Annotated in this window: 29 protein-coding genes and 2 pseudogenes; 15 read left to right on the top strand and 16 right to left on the bottom strand. The window is 56.9% G+C overall.

Going from position 1 to position 24,583, the window contains the following annotated elements; translation table 11 throughout:
• Positions 1–33 precede the first annotated feature (33 nt).
• Positions 34–690 carry an OmpA family protein gene (locus tag ACIGEK_RS08305; protein ID WP_397492822.1) on the bottom strand — a complete coding sequence of 219 codons (657 nt, stop codon included), beginning with the start codon at positions 688–690 and terminating at the stop codon, positions 34–36.
• 109 nt (positions 691–799) lie between these two features.
• On the bottom strand, positions 800–1,444 hold the full coding sequence (locus ACIGEK_RS08300; protein ID WP_397492821.1) for an MBL fold metallo-hydrolase: 645 nt from the start codon (positions 1,442–1,444) through the stop codon (positions 800–802).
• A 50-nt stretch (positions 1,445–1,494) separates the two neighbouring features.
• Between ACIGEK_RS08300 and ACIGEK_RS08295 the strand changes: the two genes are divergently transcribed.
• Together ACIGEK_RS08295 and ACIGEK_RS08290 are read left to right on the top strand one after the other, a co-directional pair.
• Positions 1,495–2,607 (top strand): site-specific integrase, encoded by a 1,113-nt coding sequence (locus tag ACIGEK_RS08295; RefSeq protein ID WP_397492820.1) that lies wholly within the window; start codon positions 1,495–1,497, stop codon positions 2,605–2,607.
• A 452-nt stretch (positions 2,608–3,059) separates the two neighbouring features.
• A complete protein-coding gene (locus tag ACIGEK_RS08290) occupies positions 3,060–3,608 on the top strand; it encodes a hypothetical protein (RefSeq protein WP_397492819.1) in 549 nt (182 codons plus the stop codon).
• A gap of 200 nt (positions 3,609–3,808) precedes the next feature.
• Here the strand turns inward: ACIGEK_RS08290 and ACIGEK_RS08285 are convergent.
• Positions 3,809–4,010, bottom strand: a pseudogene (locus tag ACIGEK_RS08285) (hypothetical protein).
• A gap of 101 nt (positions 4,011–4,111) precedes the next feature.
• Here ACIGEK_RS08285 and ACIGEK_RS08280 point away from each other — a divergent pair.
• Both ACIGEK_RS08280 and ACIGEK_RS08275 read left to right on the top strand, forming a co-directional pair.
• Positions 4,112–4,465 carry a hypothetical protein gene (locus ACIGEK_RS08280; RefSeq protein ID WP_397492818.1) on the top strand — a complete coding sequence of 118 codons (354 nt, stop codon included), beginning with the start codon at positions 4,112–4,114 and terminating at the stop codon, positions 4,463–4,465.
• 105 nt (positions 4,466–4,570) lie between these two features.
• Positions 4,571–4,894 (top strand): LexA family protein, encoded by a 324-nt coding sequence (locus tag ACIGEK_RS08275; RefSeq protein ID WP_397493110.1) that lies wholly within the window; start codon positions 4,571–4,573, stop codon positions 4,892–4,894.
• A 14-nt stretch (positions 4,895–4,908) separates the two neighbouring features.
• Here the strand turns inward: ACIGEK_RS08275 and ACIGEK_RS08270 are convergent, their stop codons facing one another.
• From ACIGEK_RS08270 to ACIGEK_RS08260, 3 genes are read right to left on the bottom strand one after another with little or no spacing between them, the layout of a single operon-like run.
• On the bottom strand, positions 4,909–5,205 hold the full coding sequence (locus tag ACIGEK_RS08270; protein ID WP_397492817.1) for a hypothetical protein: 297 nt from the start codon (positions 5,203–5,205) through the stop codon (positions 4,909–4,911).
• Positions 5,202–5,924: an N-acetylmuramoyl-L-alanine amidase gene (locus tag ACIGEK_RS08265; RefSeq protein ID WP_397492816.1), complete on the bottom strand. Its 723-nt coding sequence runs from the start codon at positions 5,922–5,924 to the stop codon at positions 5,202–5,204. Before ACIGEK_RS08265 ends, ACIGEK_RS08270 begins: the two co-directional genes overlap by 4 nt.
• Complete coding sequence (locus tag ACIGEK_RS08260) at positions 5,921–6,466, bottom strand: PAAR domain-containing protein (RefSeq protein WP_397492815.1); 546 nt, start codon at positions 6,464–6,466, stop codon at positions 5,921–5,923. Before ACIGEK_RS08260 ends, ACIGEK_RS08265 begins: the two co-directional genes overlap by 4 nt.
• 128 nt (positions 6,467–6,594) lie before the next feature.
• On the opposite strand from ACIGEK_RS08260, the gene ACIGEK_RS08255 reads away from it, so the two are divergent.
• A complete protein-coding gene (locus ACIGEK_RS08255; RefSeq protein ID WP_397492814.1) occupies positions 6,595–7,230 on the top strand; it encodes a hypothetical protein in 636 nt (211 codons plus the stop codon).
• Between the two features lie 78 nt (positions 7,231–7,308).
• Positions 7,309–7,431 (top strand): annotated as a pseudogene (locus tag ACIGEK_RS08250) (CopG family transcriptional regulator); the annotation flags it as partial.
• Here the strand turns inward: ACIGEK_RS08250 and ACIGEK_RS08245 are convergent.
• From ACIGEK_RS08245 to ACIGEK_RS08205, 9 genes are all read right to left on the bottom strand, one after another.
• On the bottom strand, positions 7,405–7,881 hold the full coding sequence (locus ACIGEK_RS08245) for a hypothetical protein (RefSeq protein ID WP_397492813.1): 477 nt from the start codon (positions 7,879–7,881) through the stop codon (positions 7,405–7,407). The pseudogene ACIGEK_RS08250 and the gene ACIGEK_RS08245 overlap by 27 nt on opposite strands.
• An 84-nt stretch (positions 7,882–7,965) precedes the next feature.
• A complete protein-coding gene (locus ACIGEK_RS08240; protein WP_397492812.1) occupies positions 7,966–8,580 on the bottom strand; it encodes an exonuclease domain-containing protein in 615 nt (204 codons plus the stop codon).
• Positions 8,577–9,011 (bottom strand): HAD domain-containing protein, encoded by a 435-nt coding sequence (locus ACIGEK_RS08235; protein WP_397492811.1) that lies wholly within the window; start codon positions 9,009–9,011, stop codon positions 8,577–8,579. Before ACIGEK_RS08235 ends, ACIGEK_RS08240 begins: the two co-directional genes overlap by 4 nt.
• Positions 9,012–9,013: 2 nt before the next feature.
• A complete protein-coding gene (locus ACIGEK_RS08230) occupies positions 9,014–9,751 on the bottom strand; it encodes a metallophosphoesterase (RefSeq protein WP_397492810.1) in 738 nt (245 codons plus the stop codon).
• Positions 9,752–9,888: 137 nt separating this feature from the next.
• Positions 9,889–10,062 carry a hypothetical protein gene (locus ACIGEK_RS08225; protein ID WP_397492809.1) on the bottom strand — a complete coding sequence of 58 codons (174 nt, stop codon included), beginning with the start codon at positions 10,060–10,062 and terminating at the stop codon, positions 9,889–9,891.
• Between the two features lies 1 nt (position 10,063).
• Positions 10,064–10,474: a hypothetical protein gene (locus tag ACIGEK_RS08220; protein WP_397492808.1), complete on the bottom strand. Its 411-nt coding sequence runs from the start codon at positions 10,472–10,474 to the stop codon at positions 10,064–10,066.
• The gene (locus tag ACIGEK_RS08215; RefSeq protein WP_397492807.1) at positions 10,467–10,832 is read right to left on the bottom strand and encodes a hypothetical protein; all 366 of its coding nucleotides are present in this window, start codon (positions 10,830–10,832) and stop codon (positions 10,467–10,469) included. The genes ACIGEK_RS08220 and ACIGEK_RS08215 overlap by 8 nt, the downstream gene beginning before the upstream one ends.
• Complete coding sequence (gene mobF, locus ACIGEK_RS08210; protein ID WP_397492806.1) at positions 10,825–15,357, bottom strand: MobF family relaxase; 4,533 nt, start codon at positions 15,355–15,357, stop codon at positions 10,825–10,827. Before mobF ends, ACIGEK_RS08215 begins: the two co-directional genes overlap by 8 nt.
• Positions 15,358–15,359: 2 nt before the next feature.
• On the bottom strand, positions 15,360–15,680 hold the full coding sequence (locus ACIGEK_RS08205) for a hypothetical protein (RefSeq protein ID WP_397492805.1): 321 nt from the start codon (positions 15,678–15,680) through the stop codon (positions 15,360–15,362).
• 299 nt (positions 15,681–15,979) lie between these two features.
• Here ACIGEK_RS08205 and ACIGEK_RS08200 point away from each other — a divergent pair, with 299 nt between their 5' ends.
• From ACIGEK_RS08200 to ACIGEK_RS08165, 8 genes are all read left to right on the top strand, one after another.
• Entirely contained in the window at positions 15,980–16,624 is a 645-nt protein-coding gene (locus ACIGEK_RS08200; RefSeq protein WP_397492804.1) for a hypothetical protein, read from the top strand.
• Between the two features lie 15 nt (positions 16,625–16,639).
• Positions 16,640–17,473, top strand: a complete 834-nt coding sequence (locus ACIGEK_RS08195) for a hypothetical protein (protein WP_397492803.1) — start codon at positions 16,640–16,642, stop codon at positions 17,471–17,473.
• A 10-nt stretch (positions 17,474–17,483) separates the two neighbouring features.
• Entirely contained in the window at positions 17,484–18,221 is a 738-nt protein-coding gene (locus tag ACIGEK_RS08190; protein ID WP_397492802.1) for a hypothetical protein, read from the top strand.
• Between the two features lie 15 nt (positions 18,222–18,236).
• Positions 18,237–18,563 (top strand): hypothetical protein, encoded by a 327-nt coding sequence (locus ACIGEK_RS08185; protein ID WP_397492800.1) that lies wholly within the window; start codon positions 18,237–18,239, stop codon positions 18,561–18,563.
• A 71-nt stretch (positions 18,564–18,634) separates the two neighbouring features.
• Positions 18,635–21,187: a type IV secretory system conjugative DNA transfer family protein gene (locus ACIGEK_RS08180; protein WP_397492799.1), complete on the top strand. Its 2,553-nt coding sequence runs from the start codon at positions 18,635–18,637 to the stop codon at positions 21,185–21,187.
• 10 nt (positions 21,188–21,197) lie between these two features.
• Positions 21,198–22,010, top strand: a complete 813-nt coding sequence (locus tag ACIGEK_RS08175) for a hypothetical protein (RefSeq protein ID WP_397492798.1) — start codon at positions 21,198–21,200, stop codon at positions 22,008–22,010.
• Between the two features lie 5 nt (positions 22,011–22,015).
• On the top strand, positions 22,016–22,477 hold the full coding sequence (locus tag ACIGEK_RS08170; RefSeq protein ID WP_397492797.1) for a hypothetical protein: 462 nt from the start codon (positions 22,016–22,018) through the stop codon (positions 22,475–22,477).
• 56 nt (positions 22,478–22,533) lie between these two features.
• On the top strand, positions 22,534–22,878 hold the full coding sequence (locus ACIGEK_RS08165; RefSeq protein ID WP_397492796.1) for a hypothetical protein: 345 nt from the start codon (positions 22,534–22,536) through the stop codon (positions 22,876–22,878).
• Between the two features lie 371 nt (positions 22,879–23,249).
• Here ACIGEK_RS08165 and ACIGEK_RS08160 read toward each other — a convergent pair whose 3' ends face one another.
• The gene (locus tag ACIGEK_RS08160) at positions 23,250–23,747 is read right to left on the bottom strand and encodes a hypothetical protein (RefSeq protein WP_397492795.1); all 498 of its coding nucleotides are present in this window, start codon (positions 23,745–23,747) and stop codon (positions 23,250–23,252) included.
• 95 nt (positions 23,748–23,842) lie between these two features.
• Between ACIGEK_RS08160 and ACIGEK_RS08155 the strand changes: the two genes are divergently transcribed.
• The gene (locus ACIGEK_RS08155) at positions 23,843–24,556 is read left to right on the top strand and encodes a hypothetical protein (RefSeq protein ID WP_397492794.1); all 714 of its coding nucleotides are present in this window, start codon (positions 23,843–23,845) and stop codon (positions 24,554–24,556) included.
• Positions 24,557–24,583: the final 27 nt, after the last annotated feature.

Here is a 24,583-nt window from a genome sequence, read left to right as displayed (position 1 = left end):
AGTGAATACGCGGCTTTATATGACGCGTTACGGTTACAGCGGACGCAGGTTGATTTCTACCCGGCGGTTCTGCGCACGGCCTGCTTCATTGGCATTGCTGGCAATCGGCTGACTCGGCCCAGCGCCGTAGGAAGACAAACGCGAAGCCGGAACACCATTGGCACTCAGGTAAGAGGCAACACTCTGTGCACGACGGTTGGAAAGGTTCTGGTTCAGCTCGAACGAGCCGGTGCTGTCGGTATGGCCGACGATATCAATACCGTTCTTGTTGAACTCCTTGAACACCGTGACCAGGGAATTAAGAGTTGGGTAAAAGCCGCTGGAAATATCCGCCGAGTTGCTGGCAAAGGTGATATTGCCCGGCATGATCAACTTCAGGTCATCACCATTGCGCTGTACCTGCACGCCGGTGCCTTGCAAGGTCTGACGCAGTTTGGCTTCCTGGGTATCAACGTAGTAGCCGTAGCCGCCACCAGCCGCGCCGCCGACTGCCGCACCGATCAAAGCGCCTTTTGCGCGGTCTTTCTTGCTGGAAGTGGCTGCACCGATTACCGCACCAGTAACTGCGCCAACACCACCGTAGATCCCAGCTTTGCCAGCCTCGCGCTCACCGGTATAGGGGTTGGTGGTACAGCCGGCGAGTACGCCAAGACCGAGGGTAACAACAGCAAGATTTCGCCACAGCTTCATGCGTACTTCCTTTGAATATCGGATCGGGACAGGTTTGCACCTGGTTTTTCGAGCCCGATTAATGGTTAAAGTTCATTTTCAGGGGTGATTAGCAGGTCAGCGATACGGACTACGCCCGAACAAACGGGTTATCACGCATCTCATCACCAAGGCGCGTATCGGCGCCATGACCGGTCACCACGGTGGCATCCTCGTCCAGGCTGTACAGACGCTGCTTAATCGAACGCTCGATGGTCGGGTAATCACCGCCCCACAAGTCGGTACGGCCGATACCACGCTTGAACAGGGTGTCGCCGGCAATCAGCAGCTTGTCCTGCGGGAACCAGAAGCTCATCGAGCCTGGGGTATGCCCTGGCGTATGCAAGGCCACGCCGCACCCGCAGGCCAGTTCCTCGTCATCACTCAACCACTGATCCGGCGCCGGCACCGGCGTATAGGGCACACCAAACATGCGGCACTGCATCTCCAGGTTGTCCCAGAGAAACTGATCTTCCTTATGCAGGTGCAGGGTCGCGCCAGTCTTCTCCTTCATCTGCCCCGAGGCGAGAAAGTGATCCAGATGGGCGTGGGTATGGATGATGCTGACGACCTTCAGCCCGTGGACCTCCAGGCGCGCCATGATCAAATCCGGATTACCACCCGGATCGACGACGATGGCCTTCTTGGTCAGCGGATCACCGATAATCGTGCAGTTGCACTGCAAAGGCCCGACGGGGAAGGTTTCGCGTATTAACTGGGACTTTGCGGCTTCCATGGGTATTCCTTTATGATATTTGGCACAATTTTGTCACACTGAGATTAGAAATGGCGACCTTTCGCAAGCGCGGCCCATTCCAATGGCAAGTGCAAGTCAGACGTAAAGGATGGCCCCTGCAAAGCAAGACGTTCAATACCCAGGCAGAGGCAAAAACCTGGGCGACCATGATCGAGCGCGAAATGGACGCTGGCGTGTTCGTCAGCCGCAACGAAGCCGAAGCCACCTCCTTCTCCAGCGCACTGGAGTTGTACGCCAAGGAGGTGACCAGCAAGAAGCGCAGCAGCGCCTCCGAGCTGTCACGCATCCAGGCCATGCAACGCCACCCTCTCGCCCTTCGCTCGCTCGCCAGCATTCGTGGCTCAGACATGGCGACTTACCGTGACCTGCGCCTCGAAGAGGGCCTAGCTCCCTCCACCGTGCGCCGCGAGCTGGCCCTGATCTCTCACGTTTTCACCATAGCCCGCAAAGAGTGGCGTATGGAGTCGCTAAGCAACCCCGTCGAACTGATCCGCCAACCGAGCGTTGATGACGCCCGCGAACGACGAATCCTCAGCGCAGACGTATGGACATGCAAAGACGGGAAGCTGGTAAGCGAGCACTTGGATGAGCTGGAAATGATCTGCCGCCACTCGCGCTCGGCCGAGCTGCCGAAAATCGTCGCCTTCGCAGTGGAAACAGCAATGCGCCGTAGTGAGATAACCGGCCTGCTAAGCGCCAACGTAGATCTGAAAAAGCGGACAGCCCTCCTCCCAATGACGAAAAATGGTTCTTCACGCGGCGTACCGCTATCCAGCCGAGCCGCAGCGATCATTGAAAACCAACCTAAATTAGAGGGCGGCCGAGTATTCAAAAGCCAGCCGGACACCATCACCAAGGCGTTCCTGGATGCTCTGGGTGATGCTAGGAATGCTTATGAGCGGGGGCTTGAGCTGCATCTCAAATCCGGGGGACTAACGCCGGAGCAGGTTGCAGAGCAAACCGCCAGAGATCCATTCCTGCTCGACCTTCGGTTTCACGATCTGCGCCATGAGGCCACCTCGCGCCTAGCTGAGATATTCCCGCTGCATGAGCTGACCAAAATCACTGGTCACCAAGACACGAGAATGCTCATGCGCTATTACCATCCAAGGGCAGAAGATCTAGCCAAGAAGCTGAGCTAGCCGGAACAACACCCCCATAATCCTTGGGTCCACGGTTCGAGTCCGTGTGGGGGTTTGCTTTTTCGTTTTTAGCTATTTCAGCGCCTGCTTCTCGCTTCAGACCACTCCCCGGCCCGGCCCTTGCCACGAGCTAATCCCCCCCCTGGTTTCCTAATCCTGCCTCGTCTTGAGCTGGCAAAGTCGGCGCTTACGACTGCCGCTATTGGCCAGAGGAAGACACGGAACAAGCTGATCTTACTGTCGGTACTCCAGCTGACCCCAAAAGCCAAGCAAGAAGGAATTGAAAGCCGCTGTCGACTTTATCAACGCAAAGCAGTGAGAGCCTCACTGGCGATCTTTCCTGCTGGCCACGGCTGCTGAGGTCTGTAGCCTTGCGACCGGTTGAACCCTCATAAATGGCTGGGGCAAAGAGGTAGAATGGCGGCATGTAAATCTCCTTGCAGGGAAGCCGCTTGATCAAGCCCTATTTTGAACCGCTGGCAATCCAGGATCGGACCTATTGTCTGGCCCACCTCAACCCATTCCAGCTGGTTTTGCCGAGCGAGCGAGCCCGCAAGGATCTGCGTATTCATGTACGGTTTACGAACCACGTCTTCACTGCCGCGCATGACGTGGTAACTCACAACCCTGCTTACCCTGTCATTCCAGATCATGGAGGCAGACCACGCTCATTCTGTGAAGTGCGCTACACGCTGTCGCATACACTGCCTGGTGTGATTTCGGGCTTTAGCCATCCCGCAACGAAGGTTCACCAGACCGCGGCTCAGCGAAACTGGGCTCATGTAACCGAGATCCAGACGCCGAAAGGGCCGTACTATGTCTTCTTCGAGCTTCGCCGGACGGCAAAGGATGAGAGGCACATGCAGGATCTGAATTTGATAGTGGAGAGCGCGTATCCGAAGGCTCCAGATATGGATCCGCCACAGCTGTCTGGCCGCATGGGCTTCGGCCTGCTGTGCTCGAAGGTGTACGCTGGGGAGCCGGTCTCAACCCGGCGATAGCTAGAAACGAAAAAAGGCGCCATGGGCGCCTTCTTCGAATATTGCGATCCAGACACCACTTACGAGCCGCCTTGCGCGACTACGGCTTTCGCCGCTGGGGAGTGCTCGGTCTCATCTGGTCAGTCACTCCGATGCGCGCAGTATTGCGCAGTAGCGGTCGTGACGCAAGATGATTAGCAAATAGTTGCGTGAAACGGCCGTTAACCGGAGTGATCAGCCTGGCGCTTCTCTTCCTTACGTATTTCCTCCTGAAACGCTTCATCCAGCAGACTCGGACGCTTGCGCCATGGCTTGCGGTCCGGCTCAGGCTGAGCCGCATAGGTCACGACCTCCCCCCCCGTAAACCGTCTCAAATCTCTGTTTCTGGCGTTCAAGCTCTGCGCGCAACTCGTCTTTTGTCATGCTTAGCGTTCGATTTTTTCCGAATTCTGCGGATGCCCTACAATAGGGCTAGCTTCTGGTGGTATCGTCAAGTTTTTACATTTTTCACATTGGAGTGACTGATGCGCTGCAACATTGAATTACTGGATAGCAAAGATAATGCATGGTTCACCGGGACACGAGATCTTCCGGGAGACTACATCCTCAAACTGGCGGCCGAGCGAAAGCCTGCCGTTATGGAGAAAGGGCTAGATTTCGCACAGAGCGCCATTCCATTTTTCGGTGGGGCATTGGCCAAAGTCGTGAAGGCGGGCGGCAGCGAGGATGAGATTGATAAAGCGGTTATCGAGTTCGCGCTGGCTACAGTAGTGGTTGAAAGCTGTTTGGGGGTTTCCGACGAAGTTCTGCTTGGCCGTAATTTTAACTTGGCCGTGTACGATAACGGCGCAGTTCGGTACGACCGCCTGGACGCGTGATTCCAGCAATCCCGCTGAACATCAGCGCTCGCAAAGGTTAGCCCTAGCGGGCGCTGATAAAGATTCGGATGGCCTGTCCTTACCTAAGGCGACTGGCAGGGCAATATCTTTATATTATACAGTTATTTACAGCCATATGACCGCCATCCTTGGCCGCATTCGTCGCTCGATGAGCTGGTCAACGTTCGGGCTCCAAGCGTGTACCTGGTACGCGCCGGCGGCGATAGTCTGACCGGCGTCGACATCTTCGATGGTGATGTATTGGTAGTCGATCGTGCTGCGGTGGCCAACCCGGGTGAGGTGGTGATCGCCCTGATTGAGGGAGAGTTCACAGCTCGGTCTGCGTCGGCCCTTCCGGTGCTACGGCGTCCAGCAGCTGCTCCGAGGCGGGGGCTTCGTAATGGCTACACATGTGCACCAGCGCCTTGATTTGCAGGGAACATTTACATCGCCTTGCAGGCCTCCAATTCTGCCTGCGTTTTCAGTTCAGTTTTAATACCTAACCGATACTTGCAGTAGTTGATCACCTCACTCCGCTCTTCGTCGCTGAGCCGGTCAATTGGCTTGTCATCTTCATCCGTTAGGAAGATGTTTTCGAACCGAACCTGCAATGTCGGATGTTTTTTGATAAAAAACACAGATCGATTATCTTCAGCGAAGTGTGTTTCGTAAACGCCTACGTTTAGCCATAAAAATGACAATGCAAGAATTGTCAAAACAAGGATTATTTTCTTTTTCATGGCGATGTCGGCGGCGGCAGTAAGCCTGTAACCACCCTCATGTTTCTCACAAATTCCATCCCGATATTGCCTGGGCAGGTTTTCCCGTCCGCGGCCTGCCCCGGAAATTCACGATGTCCGCCCAATTGTTTAATCACAAATACACTTTTAAGAGCACTGATCAAATTGGTGGCGGCATCAATCTGGAGAGGCGGTATAGCGTTGGTCGTATTAACTCCCAGACGCTCAATTGTCTCACGCCCCATTGCCCAAATATCATCGCCCTCGGTGGCAATGGTGAGGTTGTTCAAGAAAACAATACCTACAACACCGGTGTTATACCCTCGAACACTGCCGCCCTTTAGGCGAATGTCCCGACCTTCGTAGATAGCTCCGCTGCAATCAATCCCAAAGTGATATGCGATGTCGTCGTATTTATTGCCAAGCTGTTCCTCTTGAGTGTCTTTCATCTGATCAGCACCATGCCCACAGCTGTAGCTGCGTCCCGCATGGTGAAAAGCAATCATGGAATAATCCCAATCTGACGCCATTCCTTCCTTTGCTGAGACGGCTCCCCATTCGGAACGCTCGACAAATTGATGTCCTAGAGAACGCACCTTACGGATGATTGCCTCACGAGTTGCCGCTCTGTCATTAACGATAACCGTTACTGGAACGAGCGGTTGACCAGGCTTCACCTCTTGAGCCTTGGACGTAGTCTTGAAAGCGGTGCCGGTCATTGGTTGCCCTCCGACAGCTCAGTGAGCGTGCGCGCCGGAGATTTGAACAGGACGTGCAAGGAAATTACAGAGTCTGCTGATGGCGCCTGTATATGGGCCAGGCCACCTATATCCGTAATGCCGAACACCTCCTTACCGTCGACCAGCGCCACAAATTCCCGATTAGCCAATGGCAAACCAGTCGCGCTGTCAGTTATCGCAAAAACCTGTGCATATGACTTCGCAAACAAGAGAGGTTTCGGTGCTTCGAAGGGCGCTGCGGAATGGCTGTCTCCGATTATCACGGTGCCAGATCCCATGATGACCGTATTCCCATGAGAGCCACTGCTGCCCACAGTGGCGGCGTGCAAGCCATTGATGATAACGGTGGAGGACAACCCCGACACTAGGGGGCTTCCACAAGCGCTCGTGTCAGTCTCGCGTGCGGCCGGGAGGTTGTCGAACAACACGTTGGGCGAGCCGATGGCAATGGGGTTGATGCCATGGCCTGGCAGAGGACAGGAGGTGGGGTCAGTTTGGCGAGCCGCCGGTTTTCCGCTCATAGTGAAGCTCCTTGGATACACAGACAGAAGACGGATACTACCTTCGCCTTATCGTGGGAACCCAGCGCCACATGCAGAACTGAGGGAGATGTCACTATTTGCTAGGCTTAAGTACATTTTCGATTTACATGTTTCGCAACTACAAACCACTAATGGGGTGCTCGCCGGTGATCAACGCAGCCGTAATCCGTAAGCAAGCGGTTCAGATTGGTCTAACGGCCATGGTGGTGAGCGTCGCGCTTTCGCTTATCCCTCTCGTCGCCGGCCATGTGACCTGGTGGAGAGCTGCTGCCCATTTCGTGGGCTTTGCAGGCATGGCGGCCTGCCTTGTCTCACTACTAAGCAGGACTCAAGGCGAGCGCATTGAGGACAGTTTGCCGAGGCTATTGCTAGCAGCTACGGCCGGGATCGGTGTTATCTGGCTGGCGAATCACGCTGGCAAAATGAGCGGCGCCGCAGCATCGGCCATAGCGATGGCCATAATAGTTGGCGCTTTTCTGCGAGCAATACTCGGCGAAGTGGTGACTTGGACGGCCGGGCGCCACGCAGTAAGCCTGACGCTGCTGTTCTGCCTACTGCTATCAGGGCTTTGGGAGCTGATCAACCAGCCCTTCGTCGATGTTTACGGCACAGGGCCACGCGGCTTTTTCCAGTGGGAACAAGTGATCGCTGATGCAACTGGGGCCGTCCTCGGCGCCCGCTGGGCAGCGAGACGCATCGCTGCCAGTCCGGTAGTGTTGGCCGAGGCAATGCCTGTCAGATGACGCCTTCCGCCTCGGCATGCGCGGAAAGTCACAGATATGTGATTAAGCGTACACAGCGGAGAGGTGACGATGAACAAAGATGAAGCCGAGGAACGCACCAGGGAAGGCCTGGCCGATGTTGACGCCGCCCGGGTTGTCGATCACCAGCTGGTCGAGGCCTGGGCGGCGAGTCTGTTAGCTGATGTCCAGCTGCCCGTGCCTGGGCTCAACCAGGGCGGCGAGAAGGCGGGCATCCTGCAGGGCGTGGTGGGGCGGCTCCTCGCCGTTGTAGTCGGCATCGAGGTCGATGGTCAGTCGCCCGGGTTCCGGTCGTACGTTGGCCGGTAGGCCTGCAGGGCCAACAAGCCACAGCAGCAAGGGCCAGTCGTGATCTGGGGCGTCTGTGATTATCTCTACCTGGTCGAGCGCCTGCAGGAAGGCCAACAGCTCGCGCCTGGCCTGTTCGGTAGTGCTGCCGTAGCAGGTGTGATCGAGTAGGGGGAGAACGGTATCTAGGACGAAGGGGGAGCAGTCGGCAACCGCCCAGCTGTCGGTCAACTCGACATAGAACTCCGGGCCTTCAGATACCACTAGGGCGAGGCTGATCAGTTTGACCTGGTAACGGTTCAGGCTGGTGAACTCGGTATCGAGGTAGATCCGGGTGAGGGTCATGCTATCGAGGCCTCATCTCGCAAAACATCTTGAGCGAAGCTAACAAGCTGTTCGGTGAGACTGAAAAAACGTCGTTCGACGTATTTAAAATGGATCTGGCGCGTCGATAATATTCGGTCGATCGCTCAAAAAGTCTTCGTCGGCCTTCGGCAAAGCTGGCAACGAGGACCAGACCGGGTTCTGGTGCGCGTGCAGCTTTGCGATATTGAGCACATCAGACAGCGCCCGATGGTGTGGCCCTTCCAGCTCAATACCTGAGATCTCCAGCGCTTTTTTCATGCCCACCCGTTTGATACCCCTGGCCTTGGCCCACTCCTTTTTCAGATTGCGGTGCTCCCAGTTTTTTAGGGGGCTTTCCACCCCATGATGGACGCAGTCGCGGTTCAGCGAGTTGAGGTCGGCCGCCCCCCAGCTGGCCCAGGTTTTATCCGGATGCCTGGCCGCGAATTCGGCCAGGGCCTGCATGGCCTCAGGGAACGTCAGCCCGCCGTCGACGTCGGCTTGGGTGATGCCGAGCAGCTCGACACAGAACTCGGTCACTGGGTTTTCGGCCCGAACGAACCTCTCGAACGTGTCCAAGACCTCGCCGGCCGGCGTGACCCATGCCGCGCCGATTTCGATAATTTGCCCGTGGTAATCAGCCGGCCGCTCGTGTTCCGGCATGCAGGTGTTTTCAAGATCGATGATCAAGACGTTCATTTTGTTTCTAGCCTCTGGCGCAGCAGCGCCTCAATTCTTTCGTCCAGTCCGTCGTAAAAAACGCACTCAATCAGCCGGTCACGGTGCTGAGTGAACTGCCAGCCGGCATCATCCAAGGCGAGCCATGGCTCGGCAATCCGGCTGGTAGATTCCAACCATTCGAGGATCTCTCCCTCACGCCTGGCCGGTAACCAGCCGTCCACCCGCTCGGCGATGGGCGTCACGTCGATGATGCGGCTGCGGATCTCGGTCGGGAACAACTCGCGCAGCTCGTCGAGTGAGAGCTTCTCGCGCCAGAGCGAGCTGATCACGACATCCACCCCGGGGAAATCCTGCAGAATCGCGACCAGGCGCGGCAGCGAGCGCAGGCGCTGATCAGGCTGTGGCGGATCTGGATGGAGCACTCCGTCGATGTCGAGGAAGAGGATCACGTCTAAACCTCGATGACCAAATCAGAGCAGAAGCAGGTTTCCTCCCCCGGATACCCCCTCGGATTAGACACCACGCGGGTGCCCGCCACGTCATAGTCGACGGCGGTATGCGAATGGCCATGGACCCATAGCGCGACCATGTCGCCTCCCATCAGGTCTTCCCAGCGATTGGCGAACGCGGCATCGAGATCAGTGCCGGCATGCGGATTGTCCTGGAGCGAGCGCAGGCTCGGCGCGTGGTGAGTGATCACCACCGTTGGCCCGTCAAAGGGATCGGCAAGCCGATCGCGCAGCCAGTCTTTCGTCTGCACGGACTGAGCGATCAGATCGGCAGGCCGGATGCGTCGGTAGTTGTCAGCACGGATCTTCCGGAAGTCGTTCAGCGCATTCTGGGCGCTGAACGCAGCGATATGCGGGTTGCCGGTGGCTGCAAAGTCGGTCCACATGGTCGCGCCGAGAAACCGCACGCCGGCCAGGATCACTTCATCACGATCCAGCACCCGCACGCGATCATCTTGAGCAGCCCTGAGTTTTTCCAGGGTCTGGGTCAGGTGGCCACCGTAAAACTCGTGGTTGCCGGGGACGTACAGCACCGGCCTGGAGAAGGATTGTTTGGCCCACTCAACGCCGCGGGCTTTGAGGTCAATGTCTCCGGCCAGAATGACCACATCGCAGTCCAGTGGCTCTGGAATGAAGGGATCGAACTCGTTGTGCAGGTCGGACAGCAGGTGGATACGCATCACGTCTTCTTGCTCCGTTGAGCTATGCACCGTGCATAGGTTGTTTTTTAGCCTTCCAATCCCGGAACGCTTGATCTCAATTCGTAATTCTTAATTGCCTCTTCATGTTGTGAGGGGCCTTGCCCCTTCTTCCGTGGTTAATCGGGCAACTGGGCCTTGATCTCAACGAGCAGATCGATGATCCGCGCTTGCTCTCGTGGATCGCGGGGGGCTGCTGCCTTGGCGACTTCTTCCGGGTGATCCAGCAGAGTTCGCAACGCATCGCGGTCGTTTTCGTTCAAATCGAGGGCAAAAATTGTCCGACTGGTCATTTTATTGTCCGTGCAAGTGCATCTGAATACCGTTTGTCTGGCACTTAGCCAGCATTGCGGAATTGTCGTAACAAAAGAGTTCGACTCGATCCCGAACGCTGGTCGGGGCGTCATCGAAAAGGGCGTTGCGCAGATCCAGCAGCACGGTTTCAGTCCGTTCCCATTGCGTGAATAGCGCCAGGTGCCAGCTGGTGTTGGGATCGCCTGGTAGGCCAAGGATTTGGCTCGGCACGGCATAGGCAGCACTGACCGGAACAACGAGGTTGGCGATGGCCATAGTCAGAATGAACGGGCCGGCCAAGCCGTTGCCTGGAGAGGCGCGCAGCTCGGCGAGCTGCGCCTCCAGGGTGGCGATCTGGTGATCGCGCATACGCCCGGCCAGGCGCTGGATCTCGGAAAGGGTGTCAGACACCGCCCACCTCCAGGATTCGCGTGTGGGCGTGCTCCTGGCAGCGGGTGCGCAGCCAGCCTGACGGCTGGCCCGGGTCGCCGTCATGCCAAAGGTGGCCATCCGCACCGCAGATTTCGCAGACGGTCAGGGAGCTGTGCTCGATCGGTTGCAGCGCCTTGCGTACATCGGGAGAGCGGGCGTTCGTAATAACGCGCAGGGCTCCGAATTTCTCCTTGATCTGCAGGATCTCCGCACCGGCCGGCAGCACGGCCAGCGCTTCGCGCACGAGCGGCAGCCAGCCGCGGCCGGCAGAGATTGGTGTGAGGAGGCACAGGCGGGCGCCTGGTAAGTCGGCGGGGGTGATTTGGGTATCAGTCATATTCAATGTCCTCGTCGATAAGCAGCTCTTCGGCGATGGGCTGGATGTCCTGCTCGGCCTGCTGCTGTTCAGGGGTTGTTTCAGGTTCGGCCGGAGTCGGCTCTTGCTCGGAGCTGGTCGGGGTGGCCTCTTGGGTCAGTGCTGGTTTTGCAGCCGGTGCAGGTGCAGGTGCAGGACTTACAGCCTGTTCAGCCTCACGCTTCATCCGGTCATGCGGATCCTCACCAGGCTGCAGCTGGTGTTCGTCGCGGGCATCGCGCACATTGAGGTGGGGGGCATGCTCGCGAAGTGCTTCGAGCATTTTCAGGGTATGGCGATCGCCCGCCTCATCCCTGTCATACACAAGCGATACGTCAGTGATGCCAAGTCGATCTGCCAGGCCGACGAGTGCAGCCACGCTATCCGGCCCCGGGTTTCCCCCCGTGCTGGTGAATAGAGCGCCCTGGCGTTCTTCGGTAGTGGCGAGCTGGTACAAAGCCAGTGCATCAATCCCGCCCTCGCTGACCTTGATCTCAGTTGCCGCCGAGGCTTTCGGGTTGGCGATGTAGATGCCGCGATCGGACTCGCTGAAGAAGTGAACTTTCTCGCCAGTTTTTGAGTTAACGCCTCGCTTTTCGTGCCCGATGTAGCGTCCATCTGGGCCACGGTGAGCGAAAAGGGCATTGCCGTAGCGGCCGGTCGTCCAGCTCGTTGAAGCGAGTGTTTCAGGCGTAAAACCTCGGCTGACCAGATAGCTGTTGCCGCGGCCTCGATTGCCTGCCTGGTACTCAAAGGCGGCATTCGCCGTACGTTCTGCAGCACTCGGCGAAACATGATCCTGGGAAACCGGAGTAGCAGCTGGTTGCCGGTCAGACTTTTCAGCTACCGAACCACGCCCAAGGAAGGCACGAACATCGTCACGGGCTTTCAGAAAGTCTTGTCCCGTGAAGCTCTCATAGAGGCGGAAAACATCTCCTCCCGCCTGTCCATGCGGAGCTGCTACCCAGTATTGGCCCTGCGTGCCCTCTCGGATTCCGATAAGTTGCATATCGGTGGATGCCTCAGGATTCCGCATGAAGGTGTACTTCTTCCCATGGCCCTTCTCGATCTGATAGCCGAGTGATTCGGCATATCGAATCAGATCAGCTTCCTTTCTCATCTCATTGGTCTGAGAACGCTGGGCATCACGTTTCTCGCGCAGCTCAGCAGCTGATAGGCCTTTGCGCTTACCCACTGGCTGATGCTCCTTTAGCCCTGCAGGGCCTCGAACGCGATCGCCTTCCCGTCGGACAGAATCGGCTTCTCCTTTTCCATGTTCCGGTGCATCAGGCGGCAGTAAACCCGCGGCTCGTTCTCCGCTTCCGGCATGTACCACACCCCCGCCGGGCACCCAGTGCAAACGCATTGGATCGCCGGGCCGGAAAGCGCTGAAAGGGTCATTGAGCTCTGCGCCGACCTTGTGGACGATGTAGCCGCCGGATGGGCGATAGCGCTCGTGCTCGGGGAGGACTCGGTACTCTGCTCCTGGAGCGCTTCGGTCGGCAGGCTTGCCAGCATCTCGTCCATACTGCTGTTCAGAAAGGCTTCCAGATCGCTCGGATCGTTCGGCTCGGTCATGGTTTTTTTCCTCGTGCGTAGGCGCAGGCTCGACGTGAGCCTCAGCTTTGAATTCAGGGACGGGTGGTAGCAAGCCAGCGGCCAGGGCCACTTTGGTGGCACCCTCGGGCAGGACGTAGGGCTTGCCTGGCCGATACGGGGTGTCGGCCGGAATGTCGATCAGGTTGGTGACGGCGTAACCCTTGGCCTTGGCCAGGCTGCGCGCCTCCGGGGTATCTGCGATCACAACCATGTGCGGCGTGTCTTTAGCAGGCTGTTCCGGCTCTGCAGGGTGCTGGAACCGGATTCCGGCCTTCTCCAGCAGCACTTTCACTTCCGGTTGAGCGCGGAACTCTGTGACGTGGCCATCTTCACCGGCCGAGCGGATGATCAGCTCCTTCGTGGCCGGGTCGGCATCGAGAGCGCAGGTTTTCGAAGCGAACTGAGCAGTGTTCTTCTTCAGTGCTTCGTACACATCTTCGTCGCGGTCGACGAAAATGAGGCAGGCCTCTTTGGACCGTGTGAATGCGACATAGGCCAAGCGTCTGTCAGTGGTCTCCCCTACCACGTAGAAAGCATTAAGGTAGGTGCAGCCCTGCGACTTATGAGTTGTCATTGAGTAACTTTGGTCGAGCGCGTTGTACTCGGACTCAAGGAAACTCACGACCTCGCCGGTTCGATCCAATTGAATGCTGATACTTACATCGTCCTTACCGCCTTCTTTTTCAGCCTCAATCAGACGCAACCCGACAACTTCACCACGATCACCGTTGAATACCTGCTGTTGGTCTTTCCCGACCACAGCATTGCGGCGAAACATAATTCGATCACCAGGTGCCAGATCAATTTCACGGGGACCGTTCCGGCGCCGAGCTATGCGGATAGTCAGTTCTTGTGATTCATCAAGCTCACCGATGCTCTTCCGGTAGTCACGTACCCGCTCATTCAGCGTCCGCACCTGTTTGTTACGGTCGGCCAGCAGAACCATGTCTTTCCAATCGACACCCTTTTCATGGGTTGACTGGACGTGCGACATCATTACGTCGATGGCTTCCTGGCCTGGCTGATCGGGCCGCTTGATAAGCCCTAGATCCTCCATTTTCTCCAGGGCATCACGACGATCTGTGCCGGTTGGGCCGGAAAACCAGGTTTGGGAGATGTCGTTGATTAGGGGGTCAGGTTGGCGAGCGATCTTAACCAGCTCAGCCGAGCCAACCTGGTCGATCAGCATTTGGAGATTCGAGGCTGAACCAACTGCTTCAAGTTGCTTCGAGTCACCGGCCAGAATGAGCTTGGCTCCAGCATCGGACGTATGCTTGAACAGCTTATGCAGCGTCCGCAGATCAACCATGCCGGCTTCGTCGACAATGATCACATCGGTATCAGTCAACGTTTCACGATACTGAGGATCCTTATGCTCAAGCTTCATCAGTAATGAGTGAAGGGTCGAAGCCTCCTCGATGTTCGCCGAATCTTTCAGTGCACCGGTGGCAACGCCACTCGGCGCAACGCCCAGAACTCGGTGGCCAGCGAGCGTGTAGGCCTCGTTAACACCCTCAAGCGAGATCGACTTACCCGTACCAGCAGCGCCGTCGACGATCGAAATCTGCTGACCGCCTACGCAATGCAAAACGGCAGCTAACTGCTCTGGATAAAGTGCAAAGCCCTTCCTTGCTTGCACATTTCGAATTGCCTGCTGGATGGTATGGTCGACTAGCGCGAATCGTGCTGTAGGCTTCTGACAAGCGATTCCATAGCTGACGACATCGCCTTCCATACGGCGAAAATCTTCGGTTGTATACCGCTTCAACCCTGCTTGATCGGCGACGGGAATCACCCCGAGTTGTTCAACCATGGCGCTACGAATACCAGGCATTGCGGCGCTGCCGCCATGACAGATCCCCAGCTGAGCAACTGTGCGATCGAAGTCGCGCTCAGTGAATACAGACTTGTTCTTGAAGGCCATATACTCGACTTCAAGCATGGTCGGAGGTAGGCGTTTGGCCTGCTCTGGCTTGAGGTCCTTAAGCTTTAGTCGCCACTCATCACGAAGCTTGTCCGTATCGAGATTTTTATCTTTGGCATCGCGAGTCCGTTTCGTTACAGCCAAAGCTGCAGCAGCTCCACTTGCCCCCATTTCGGAAAGGCCAGCAGTGATTTGGCGCCGACGACTGGAGTTATCCATGCGATCTTCATCGCTGATCCCTTCTACATACAGGCCGCTGCGCTCGTAGTGGGCATCGAAAAATTTGGCCTTCTCTGGAAGGTCACGTTGAAGCGCTTCGTAAAGGTATCCATCGAAAAGCGCTGCCATTTCCGCTTGCCGTGCAAATAACTCACTAGCATCGAGAGCGCGCCACTTTTCATCCTGGCAACGGATCATTGCGACCAAATCACAATGAACATGCAAATGCATATCCGCTCCCCTGCTAGTGAAGTGCAGGAAATGCATAGAAATAATGTTGCCTATCTCTCCGTTGCGATATCGAAAGTATCCATTCTTCTCCGAATACTCCTGAGTCTTTCTAGCTGCTTCCATCAGAGCTTTTTCAATGACGATTTGTGTATCTCTAGGCGCAGCAGCCCAAAGCAAAGAGATAGACTTATCTACGTTGTAGCTGGTGGAGTACCCGGCCCTGGTTTCCATATCGCTATCAAGCTGGCCACGCCTAACAGGGTCGACATAGCTCTCATTCGTGCGGGGATTAAAACCTCGCATCAACGCGGAATAATCGCCATCCTTAATATCTGTTCCTAGGTTGAGAATCGCTGCGCCAGTTCCACAGAACTCACGATCCAAGGTATCAACAGAATTTTGGTAATAGTCCTCCTTACCACTTCGGCGAACTTCCTTTGCTTCCTCAGGGATCTTGCCTTCGCCGCGCTCCATGTAGTCAGCGCGACTCTCAATTTTTCCGCTATTGAATTGGTCAATCGTAAACACAGCCATCTTTATAGATCCTCGGCGTTGACCAAATTGCTCAAGAGACGCTGATGCTCTTTAGCGGCGCCACGCGCCGCACCAATCTCGGCTGCCGCCTCGACACGGCCCTGCAAAAGGGTGAAACGATGACTCAGGGCCTGGTGCAAGGCCTCGATCTGTTCGGCGTCCAACTTCACTGCGCGAACAGCAGGCGCCTGAACTCCATCCTGGTACTGATCCAGCAGTCGCTGCAGTAGGCCTGTTTTCGGCACCCCGAGATCCCGCGCAGCGCGCTCGACTTCGAGCAGTTGCATCTCGTCTCGCAAAGACTGGCTGAGAACCTTTCTCATCTATCAACCCTCATCGTCCTCGCCTTGGCGAGGCTGTAATACGCAGTAATACGGCGGCCTACTCGGTACATCCCGCGTGCTGCGGGGCTTTTGCGGCTCTGCAGTCCCGAAGGGGCTGCGAGACGTGTTTGGCCTTTTGCTTTAGATACTACTAGCTCTTCATAGCTTGACAAGATTTTTTAACGTCTGTGCGATCTAGTATTGACGTGTTTTAGCTTGTTAAGTATTCTGAGATCAACCAGGGGGTGATATGCTTTACAAACGCTTAAAGCGTTTAACAAGCAGAGGAGACACCCCAAATGTTCAAGGACTACAGCCGGATAGGTTTACCCGTGGATGACGACGAACTTGAAGCCATGATCGAGGCGGCTGCGCAGAACGCTGACAAGGCTGCCCGCACTAAAGGATCGACTCGGCAACAGCTCGCCGGACGCGAGGAAAAGGCACTCAAGATGCTTCGTGCCAATCTGCCGCTGCGCGAGCAGCAACGGATCTGGCAAGCCGCAGGAATCCAGACAACCGCTCCCTCGCTGCGCCTTTTCTTCAAGAGGTATTACCCCGAAGAGTGGGCTGCATACCTCGCCCGAACCGCACGAGGTCAGCTTAAAAATCGCCTCTTAGACGAGCCTGTAGGTGCTGAAAAAGAGGAGATCAAAAGCTTTCAGGCAACCCCAGTACAGCGTTTAGAGAAACCTCAACAACAGGTAGCGGCCACCCCGGTTGCTAATCCGCAAGATGCACAAGAGAAGTTGGAACAACTGCAAATGGTTGAGCGCGAAGTCAGTGCAACTACCGATGACGCAGCTGCTTGGGACTTGATAGCCAGCCGGCTTCCCTGGTTGGCCGAGAAGGTCAAAGAAAACCGAGTTAAAAGTTACATCAATGCGCGCATGTTCATTTCGAGTGAAACGAAAAGCCTCGAAACGAGTTTGCGCCTCAAATAGAAGTGAGGAAGTGAAATGGCAAATATGGCCCTAATTCAGGAAAAGGGTGGTTGCGCTAAATCCACCACGGCCCAGCAAATCGCAGCAACTTATAACCTGGCTCGCCATGGTGCCAGTCAACTCTTGGAGCAGGACGATCAGAATATGCACTGTGCATTTCTGACTTCTTCGGCGATTGAAGCCAAGCAAGTTAAGTTGGGTTCGGAGAATCGCGCTCTAGAAGCTGCACAGGAGCTTCTGGTTAGCCTGCGTAAACCCACTGTTATCGATCTGGGCGGTAACCGTACCTGCACGGTTATGTCGCGAGAGATGGCCGCAAACGGTCTTCTGGAACTGCAAGACTTGATCATGGTGCCGGTCACGAACCCCGACATTGAGGTCATGAAGGCGCGCAACGTTCTGGAGATGCTGGACGAAGTGGCGCCACATGTACGCCGAACCATCGTGATTGCCCGCACCTATCAGGACATACGCAACCCGGCAGACGATTCGATCCTGGACGGCGCATTCCGTACGGCTCGATCGCTGGCCCAGGAATTCCGGATTCCTCGCGAGCACATCCTGATCTTCCCGCATTGCGATGCTGTATGGCTCTGCCGTGACCTCGGCATGACTGTGTACGAAGCCGCAATGCGCGCCCCTGAGGCTCTGGCGGACATTTCGAAGTCCATGCGCGAGCTGGCCCTGGCTGGTCGTACCGATGAACTGGGAAGCCTCGGTGAACTGAAAGCGGCATACAGCAAGGCCGTCGAGGCGCTGCCGCTGATCCAGCATCTGCACAGCAAGATCGATCGCATTATCGGCGTCGACTCGGCAGCGCAGCCTGCCAAAGCCGCAAAGGCTAAGTGAGGGCACCGCCATGTCGTCAATGTCGCCCCTCGAACAGGCTCTTGGTCTGAAAGACACCCTGGATGCGTTGCTCCTGGTACTCGCGGGTATTGAGGAGCGCGGCATCCCTGGGATCGTCCAGCAGATCGATGACGCCGCGCTGCGCGCCTCCAGCGTTGCAGATGAGATTCGTCGGCAGAACGACCAGGCCGGCGACATCACGGGTGCTCTGTCGGCGGTTCGGCAGCAGCTGGACGCGATCCTGGCAACTGCCGATGAGGCCGTGGTTCAGCGCTTGCTGAGCCTGCTGCAGCATCCGGAGCTTGAAGCCGGCGTGGCCATGTACCACAAGCGCCTGGCGCTGAACCTCGCTCTGGACCTGAGCGATGAGCGCCTTCGCCGTGTGCTGACTGAGTTCATGGCCGAGCGTGAACAAGTGATATCGAGCGATATCACGGCTCTGGCCGAAGCAATCGACTCTGAAATTGCTACACGCCAGATCACTGAGTTTCGTTTCGCTGAGCAAGATCTTCAGATGGCGAACGAGGAAATCATCCGCTTGAGGAACCTCGTTTATGACGCCGATGTGAAGGCCAATGCAGCCCGTGAAACTGCAAACCAAGCGGTGACCGAATCAGCTCTGCTGCTTCGCAAGCTCCGTGAGTCGAGCAGCATGGCGAAACAGACATTCAGCGTAGCAATCAGCGGCTCGTTGTTCATGAGCGCTGGCGTTGCCATCGGCATGTATCTGAAACCAATCATCGCCTGACCTGAGGATCACGCAATGCACCATGAAAACCCACTGTTTAAGCAACTGGACTCCGATGAGTTCGTGAAGTCTCGGCAAGCGCAGCTCCAGGCGAAACTGAAACGCAACGGCCGTGAATCGCTGACCCAAGCCCAGCAGGAAGTTGAGCAAGCCCTGGAGGATCAGGCCGGTAGCAGCATCAGCCTCGAAGTTTCTGCCGATCAGCTGCTGAGCGAGTTTCAGCAAGGATTCAAGCAGGGTGACGCACAAGGCCAGGAGCAGGCGAAAAGCCAGGAGGAGGGAATCAAGCGCTCCGAACAAGAGCAGGAAGAACGCGCCGCACAGCAGCACATCGAGCACTGAAAGAGTGAGCACTCAGAGGCGGCCACCTCTGAGCGCTCTGCCAATCATCAAAAACGGATAGAGGACTAGCGATGAGCATTATCGCTGAAATTAAGAAATTCTGGGCGGAACCCTCCGCAATCATGCCGGCGCTGCTGCGCCGCCAGCTGAACGCCGCCCGTGGCGCGTTCTCTCTCTTCTCGCACGGCAACGTCATGGAGATGTTTTTCGATGACCGCGCCGAGCCAGAACGTGCTGCAGGTTCTCACGAGGCGACTGTTCGTCGTCTTCATCACAACCAACTCGGGTTGGCGATCGCCAGCCGCTGCGAAGGCAAGGGCCACCGCAATCTGGTGGTACTCGCCTTCGCTATCCTGGTGCTCTGCTCCGTAGTCGGCTATGCCGCGGTGAAACCCACCGGCGTGGTCACCATGGCAGCACTCATCGTCGGCGGGCTTACTGCGCTTCTGGCTGGGGTCTACTACGGTGTCATGGCCCTCGGCCTGAGCCCCAACTCGTACTGGCTGCTCGCGCCTCAGGGCGACATGCTCACTGAGGGCGACATCGATGCGGCTGAGCGCTTCACGCGCACCGTCCTGGTACGCGCTCCTGATGTGAACGCGCCTCGCGATCTACAGGATGTGTTCCGACCACTGACATTCGATGAGTCGGGCAACCCGGTTGACGGCCAGATCGTCTCTGCCGATTTCGTTGAGTCGTATGCTCTGAAGGTGGCCAAGGAAACTCTTTTCTGGGTCGCCGGCTTCGCCGGTGTGCTGCTGATGCTCGGCCTGGGGGCCGTGATGGCGGCTACCAAAACCGGTCCCGGCATTGTGTTCGTTGGCCTGGCCGGCGTACTGGCGATGGTCGGTGCCTTCTTCGCTGTTGTCCGTTCCCTGGTGTCGCCTCGTATCGCTGAACGCCGAGCTGCGATCGCTCATGACGTGCGCCAGGCCGCTGGCCTGGTGAAGCTGTTCGCCAACCTGAAACACCATCCGATCGCCCGGGTTGCTGCAGCACGTAAAGCGCAGATCCAGCGCGCCAGTGCTGATAGCAGCCCGATCCTGAGCTACGGATTCACCACCGGCGAATTTCAGGCCCGTGGCGACCTGTACGCGCCGGATCCTGGACAGGTGGTCGCGAAGAGCATCAACGACGATTCCGTGCACCAAATCTGCTTCGGTGAAACCGGCTCCGGGAAGAGCACGCGCATGGCCATTCCTGCAATCTTGCAGCTGATGGAAACCGATGTCGGCATGGCGATCTTCGATGCCAAGGACGAATTGCCTTACCTGGTGGCCGGCTCGAAAGACTACGTGATTCTCTCCCCTGGCCAGCAGGCCTATGCAGCGCTGCAGAACGTAAGCCCTGTCCAGTTCGCTGATCAGCTGAAAGAAGAGTTTGGCGGCAGTGGTGGTGACAACGGCTCGTTCTTCGATGCCCAGGCTGCACTGCAGATCCGCGCCGCCGGCTGGGTGGTGCTGCTGGCCAAGCAAATCGATGCTTCGGTCGCCCGCTACACCATCCGCGACATCTACCGCGCGTTCGTTGACCAGGAGTTTATCGCTTCGCTGCGCGAGACGATCCAGGGCGACGGTGACGCTCAGATGGAACTGCTGGCTCCGCATGTTCGCGAGGCCTACAACGAATGGCTGGCGTTCCCGAAAATGCCCTCGGAGAAAACCCGCGAGAGCATCTTGTCGACTATCAAAAACTGGCTGGATGCCTTCCTGCGTTACCCCGAGCTGTCGGCCTGGATTGATGCTGAAGAAGGCATTCTGATCGAGGACGTACTCCAGGGCGCCAGATTCGGTTTCTCGCTCCCGGTCGACAATTTCAAGGATGCGGCGAAGGTGATCACTAAGCTGGCCAAGGCTCGTATCTACGTCGCTGGTCGGCAACGCAAGCATGACTGGGCGAAGGATCCCGCGCAAAAGCCCTTCTATGTCCATATCGACGAGGCTCAGAAGCTGGTAACAGCCGACGAGGCCGATGCCGTGGATCGTCTGAGGAGCAAGGGCGGCAAGGTGTTCTTGTACACCCAGAGCGTTTCCGCGCTGTACGACGCATTCGCCAAGCTGGGTAGCGAAGGCGACAAGAAGGTCGAGGCCCTGCTCGCCAACTTCCTGAATGTGATCTGCCTGGCCACCGGCGACCAGAAAACCCGCGAGTTCGTGTGCGGCCGTGTGGGCGCGGCGCCTCGTGCGGTCTTCAAGACTGTGCAGGCGGGTGCCAACGACGCAGCCGGCACCATGGCGCTGCTGCAGCTCGATGCGCAGCACGATGCTGATTCAGCCGCCGGCGCCGCTCACCATCGCTCGAACATCCTGCGCGAGATCCGGCGCGCTGGTGGCACGTCTTCGGAGCTCGGCGCAATCCTCTCCGGACTCATCACCTGGACCGGCATTCCGGCCGCGTTGAAGAACCTGGGGCTGGTAAGCCGCCAGAAAGCCGGCCTCGGCCAGGTAGAGGTCGGTGTCATGCCGATCATCACGCCTGACGAGTTCGATTTCACCCTGCGCGCTCCCGGCGCGGCGATCGCGATCATCAATCGCGGTGGAGTGAAACGCTCGGACGTGGTGATGCTGGAACAGCTCGGCTCTGCCGATCAGCTGGCCGCGTTCAAACAGAAATTCGCTGCCTGAGGATATGAGCATGCAATCGATCACTGAAAAACATGCTGCTCTGCTGCAGCCGAAAACCCCGGGCAATGTCCAGTTGCCGCTGCCTAGCGCTGGCTTGATGAAGTCGCTTATCGCTGGCGGGATGGTCATTTCGATTTTCCTGTACGCGATCAGCGGCCCTGCCGATCGTTACCTGGCTGAACGCGCAGAGGCCAAAGCGGAAGAAGCGCGGATTGCTAAGGTTCGCGAAAGCCGGATTGGAGAGTTGGTTCTGAGCGTCGACAAAACCGAACAGCAGGCCCAGGCCTTGCTGGCGAAAATTGGCGAGCAGTTCCAGGCGCTGTCGGACGAGTCGAAAACCTCTGCAACGCTGCGCCGGCTGATCGCAGATCACCCGATGCCGGAAGTTCCGACCTTGGCCAGCTACGGATTCGATAAGGCCTACGAGCTCGACAAGGAAGAGTTCGTGAAGTCGGGTAAGGCGCACAACATCGACGCCCGTATTGATCAGTTCCAGAGCGATATTCAACGCCTCGGCACGTATGCGCAGGCAATGCGGCAGGCGGTGGATGCCTCGCGCTACGGGGGTTCGCTGCCCTATGAGCTGAAACAGTTCTCTAAAACAGAGCTTGCTGAGCCGGAGGCTCAGCAAGCCCCGGCGCAGCCGGAAGCTTCTGAGCGCTTCAATTTCCCAGCTGCGCCGGCGCCGCTCGATTACTCCCAGGTAATCGAGCAGGAGGCCTCCAAGCCGAAGCCCATCAGCCAAAGCGCCCCTGTCCAAGCACCCAAGCCGAAGTCCGTACCCACGGCGAAACCAGGCGTTTATCAAGTCCAGGATTGGTGAGAGAGATGAAAATCATGCACGTACTTTTCGCAACTATCGCCCTGCTGACCACTAGCGTAGCCGCGGCCTGCCCGCTTCACGAATGCATGCCGGAAGGATCCGCCGGTGCTCCTGCGGTGCCCGATGAGTGGATACAACTCGATATCAAGAAACCGGAAAATATGCGTATTGCCGCTGGTTCGCTGCTCGTATGGTTGCAGCGCGCTCGACTGATGGCTGAAGTTCGAGCCCTGCGTTATGCAGAACTTACGGGCAAGCCGGTCGACATGACTTCTGTTCGTCTGTATCCGAACGATCACACCGTTGTCGATGCGTTCTCTAGTGATCTCCTGCAGTCAGGAGTAACTGGCCAAGCGCCCCAGCTCGATCGCGTGGCTAATCGGATCTACGACTTGCATGCAGCTGCTGTGATGAAAGACGCAGAGAAGATCCTGGCGCTGCGCCAAGCGGGTCTGATTGACTACTGAAACCTGACCGCGGGCCCCGGCTTTGCCGGGGCTGCTTTCCCTCCAGGGAGAACGAAATGCGCAGAACAATCAACTTCAGTGAGTATGAAGAGGCCTTCATTCAGATAGTCCTTCGACATATTCGAGAAGGCATGACCAGGAAAGAATGGCGCAGCTATAGATCCCATGCTCCACGAATAAAAATAAGGACAAATCCACCGGATTTTGTCGTTAGAAAAAGCTTCTGTGAGTCCGGGATCTCGATAGAAGAAATGCTCACAGACTGTAAGGATCAGAAAGTGGTTGGGGAGCTGAATGGGCGCGATATCTTCTTTGTTCCCAGTCTGGGGCTCTACTGCCACGCAATAAACAGTCACTTCATTTTCGAGGTCAATATCTGCTGTCCAGCAAGGCTTTACTGAGCGCAACCGCTATGACCCAAGGCAATTCCAAAAGCCCGTTCTACCAGCTGTTTCGGAACACTCCCCCAGAAGTGCTTTCCGCGATGCTGCGGCCGGCGCTCAAGAGGGCATGGGAGGATGTCCAGGACATTCATACCAGGGCAAAAGCCCTGAGAGAAAAGAATGGTCCGTCTGAGCCAGAACCTGGCGAATAGGCGCAATGATCCCGGCCAAGGCCGGGTTCTTTATGCCCGCTGCGCGGGCCAGGGTCGCAAAAGGGCGGAACGTGCGCCGGATTCGTGTTGACGTCTGCGCCCCTTCTCCATACCCTGATCGGCAAGAATAACCCCCACGCCTCGGGCGGGACCTGTCCCGTACTGCGCACCAGGGGGTTAGTTTTTTCTGCCCCTCTCCTCGATGTCGTACCTGGCCAACAACGTGGCCATCTCCTCCAGATGTTCGTCGTACTCATCGAGCAACACCGGATCTGATGCCAGACCACGCAGATAGTCAGCCCCGAACTCTCCCGCAAGCGCCCCTTTCAGCATCCAGTCCAGGTACAAAGGGCGCAGCACGCGCCAAGCCAGCCCGGGTTTGCCGTGATTCCAGTAAAAACGATGATCCCGCGTGGCCACCAGGGCGCAGCCCTTACCCCAGACCACATAGTCGACGGGCCAGTCGATGCCGATTGCATCCAGGAAGATGGAGAACCATAGCGATCCGCTTGGCTCTTTCGATGGCCATGCTTTCCAGGCTTGAGGGTAGGCATTGCTGGCCAGGCCAGCGAAAGCAGCGCCCGGGTAGTAAATCATTCGATCTCGGCCGATCTGTAGGACGGGCACGGTGCGGTCGATGTGATCGAGGAGCAGGTCAGCGAGGTGAGGTTTCATGCTTGGATGCTACCGGCCCGCCCTCCTCGCCTCAATTCCCAGCAGGATCGAAAATTCACGATAAAATACATTACCGATAATTATTTGAGGTCTTCATGCCAGAGTTTGAAAAGACATTTTACGTGCAAGAAAGCTGGGGCAGGATGGCCACGCTTACGCATCTCTACGCCGAGATGGCCGAAGACGCCTACGACCGCTACCTAGGTGAAATGGACAACCGTATCCCCGAGCCTTCGGTCGACGAGAACCCAACTGATCGAATGGAGCAGGATGATAGATTGGCAAAACTCGGTGTCCAGGCGATCGTTTTCACAGCGATGGCATTGGAGGCAGGTGTATTCGACTTCGCCGCCATCAACCTAGGCGATGGGTTAGCAAGGGGTCATTTAGATAAGCTGACGTTGGAGGGGAAATGGCGGGTCGTCCCTGAGCTCGTCTGCGGACAATCATTACGCGAGAATGGGCCTGCGTTAAACAATCTGAACTCCCTCATCCAAGCGCGAAATCGTTTGGTACACCACAAGTCTAAACCAATGCCTTATGGAGACGTACTCGCTCTAGAATCAGCTGTAGATGATGCGAAAAAGTCATCGAAGCAATTCGAACAGGACGTACTACTGTCCTTCAAAACATTAGTCCTTCTTTCGCTTGAGCTACACGACCTACTAGGAGGCAGCACTCCACTTCCAACTTTCAGTAAGAAGTCTCAGGATCTGAACCCTCATATCATAAGATCAAGGCATATTTCCCAAGTTATTGAAAAATGCAGGGTGACACACCGGAAGACCTCCCAGCCGCCTGTTATCTGAGATCAGTACACGCGACTGAGAGACACA

It is taken from the genome of Pseudomonas sp. NPDC079086 (assembly GCF_044542155.1).
Classification (GTDB): domain Bacteria; phylum Pseudomonadota; class Gammaproteobacteria; order Pseudomonadales; family Pseudomonadaceae; genus Aquipseudomonas.
Note: the sequence above shows the minus strand (reverse complement) of the source record. Positions and strands in the feature narration are given on the sequence as shown.